Source organism: Inquilinus sp. OTU3971 (assembly GCF_038440215.1).
Genome location: NZ_JASATH010000384.1, coordinates 1 through 2,419, shown reverse-complemented (window position 1 = coordinate 2,419; position 2,419 = coordinate 1). Strand labels below are relative to the sequence as shown.

General features: G+C 65.1%; 3 protein-coding genes. 2 read left to right on the top strand and 1 reads right to left on the bottom strand.

The annotated features are described in order from the left end of the window. A partial coding sequence (locus tag AAHM41_RS39920; RefSeq protein ID WP_446719526.1) for an ATP-dependent metallopeptidase FtsH/Yme1/Tma family protein occupies window positions 1-924 on the bottom strand: 924 nt, incomplete at its 3' end. Window positions 925-1,230: 306 nt separating this feature from the next. Between AAHM41_RS39920 and AAHM41_RS39915 the strand changes: the two genes are divergently transcribed. Together AAHM41_RS39915 and AAHM41_RS39910 are read left to right on the top strand one after the other, a co-directional pair. Then, on the top strand, window positions 1,231-1,563 hold the full coding sequence (locus AAHM41_RS39915) for a universal stress protein (protein ID WP_342242202.1): 333 nt from the start codon (window positions 1,231-1,233) through the stop codon (window positions 1,561-1,563). Between the two features lie 273 nt (window positions 1,564-1,836). Further along, the gene (locus AAHM41_RS39910; protein ID WP_342242201.1) at window positions 1,837-2,373 is read left to right on the top strand and encodes an Hsp20/alpha crystallin family protein; all 537 of its coding nucleotides are present in this window, start codon (window positions 1,837-1,839) and stop codon (window positions 2,371-2,373) included. Window positions 2,374-2,419 lie beyond the last annotated feature (46 nt).

The following is a 2,419-nucleotide window of genomic DNA, read 5'->3' as shown; positions in this document are numbered from 1 at the left end:
CGGCCGGTTGGTGGCAGCCAGCAGCACCACGCCGACACTGGGGTCGAAGCCGTCGAGTTCGGCGAGGAGCTGGTTCAGCGTCTGCTCCTTCTCGTCGTGGCCGCCGCCGGGAAAGAAGGCGCCGCGGGCCCGGCCGAGCGCATCCAGCTCGTCGATGAAGACGATGGCCGGCGCATTCTGCCGGGCCTGCTCGAACAGATTCCGCACCCGGGCGGCACCAACCCCGACGAACATCTCCACGAACTCCGAGCCGGAGATCGAGAAGAACGGAACTTCTGCCTCGCCGGCGACGGCGCGTGCCAGCAAGGTCTTTCCGGTTCCCGGCGGGCCGACCAGGAGCACGCCCTTGGGCACCCGGGCACCCAGCCGGCCGTGGCTCGCCGGGTCCTTCAGGAAGGCGACGACCTCCCGGAGCTCCTCCTTGGCCTCGTCGACGCCGGCGACATCGGCGAAGCGGACCCCGACGTCCTGCTCGACATAGACCCTCGCCCTGCTCTTGCCGATCGACAGCAGCCCGCCAGCGCCCTGGCCCATCGCGAAGGGGCGCACCAGGAAGAGCCAAAGAAGGATGAAGCCGATCGTGGGCAGGAACCAGCCGAGGACCGTTTGCAGCAGGCCCGGTTCGGGCTCGCCGGAAAAGCTGGTGTTGGACTTGGCGAGGGTGTCCGACAGGCCGGGCTCCACCCGGATCGTCGAGAACTCGCGTGGCTTTCCATCCGCCGGCTCGCGATAACTGCCGGTGATCCTCGTCGGGCCGACCACGAGATCGGTGACCTTGTCGTCGCGGACCAGCTCAAGGAAGGTGCTGTACGGGATGGCCTCGACGCGGCTCGATTGCGTCAGCAGGTTCTGGACCACCAGCATCGCCAGGACCGAGCCGATCACGTACCAGAAGTTGATCTGATGCTCTTTCTTGATCTGCACGGTTCGCCTCTTCCTGCCTGCCGCGGCACGTCGCGGCAACAGGATCGTCGGCATCGCGGACGGCGACCTTGATCCAGCGCAAACCTGGTCGGCAAAGCGTTCAACGCGGCAGTGGGTTGATCTGGATCAAGGTTGCACGTACGGGGCCAGGCGAACGTTTGCGGCACGGTCACGAACTACGGCCTCTATGGCCCGAAAGGGTGCGCAAACGGGTGTTTAGGCACATTCTGATCCCGACGGACGGATCTCCGCTCTCGGAGCGGGCGGTCGACCAGGGCCTTCACTTCGCCGCAGAAAGCCGCGCGGGTGACCTTGTTGACAGTGACGGAGCCGTACCAAATCGCCGGCAGCTGGCCCTTGGTCGGTGCCGAAGAATATGCCGAGTATGCACGGCGACACGGGCAGGCGCGGTTGGCGTGCGGGAGCGCCTTGGCAAGGACGCTCGGCGTGATCTGCGATCCGATCATCGTCGAACATGAGGCGCCCTACGCCGCCATCATTGATGCCGCCATGAGCCGGGGCTGCGATCTGATCACGATGGCATCGCATGGCTGGCGCGGCATCTCGGCGGTGATCCTCGGCAGCACGACGCAGCAGGTGCTGACGCATTCGCGCATTCCCGTCCTGGTGCTCCGCTGAGTGGGCCAGACGTCTGGCTTCGCCGCTGGAACAGCCTGTCAGCGGTTGACGCGGCATTCATCAGGATCAATCCAATCTCGGGCTTCAGCCTCCATCGGTCGGCATCGTTCTTGACCCAGGTCAAGGCACTCCAAGGCAAGTCCTGACGAATATGTTCGCGCGCCTCCCGGTCCGACGTTGACACATGGGAGTCAATGTACCGGCGGCGCTATTTTGGAGCGGGCGACAGGTATCGCGTTCCGACCTCCGCCTGCTCGCTGCCATGGAGGATTGATGATGACTCAAGCGACCAAGGTGCCCGCCAAGACTGAACCGGCCACTCCGGCTCCGGCAAGCGGCTGGGATCCGTTCCAGAGCCTTCGGCAGGAGATCGATCAAGTATTCGACAGCTTCGTCCGTCGGGGGCTCAGAATCTTCCCGTTCGGCCGGACGATGTTCGGCTCCGAGCCGATTTGGTCGCGCGGGATGATCCAAGGCATCGCCCCGGCGGTCGACATTGCCGAGAAGGACAAGGAATACAAGCTCACCGCCGAGCTGCCGGGCCTCGATGAGCGCCATATCGAGGTCAAGCTGTCGAACGGTGTCCTGACCATCAAGGGCGAGAAGTCCGAGGAGAAGGAGGAGCGGGAGAAGGATTACCAGCTCTGCGAGCGGCGGTATGGGGCGTTCCAGCGTTCCTTCACACTGCCGGACAACATCGACGCGGCCAAGATCGCGGCGAGCTTCAAGAATGGCGTGCTGACGATCTCGCTGCCGAAGACGGCCGAAGCCCTGAAGTCCGAAAAGACGATCGACGTGAAGGCGGCCTGACGGCCGCCGGGCCCGGGGCGCGCGGTCACGCTGCCCGCGGCCACCG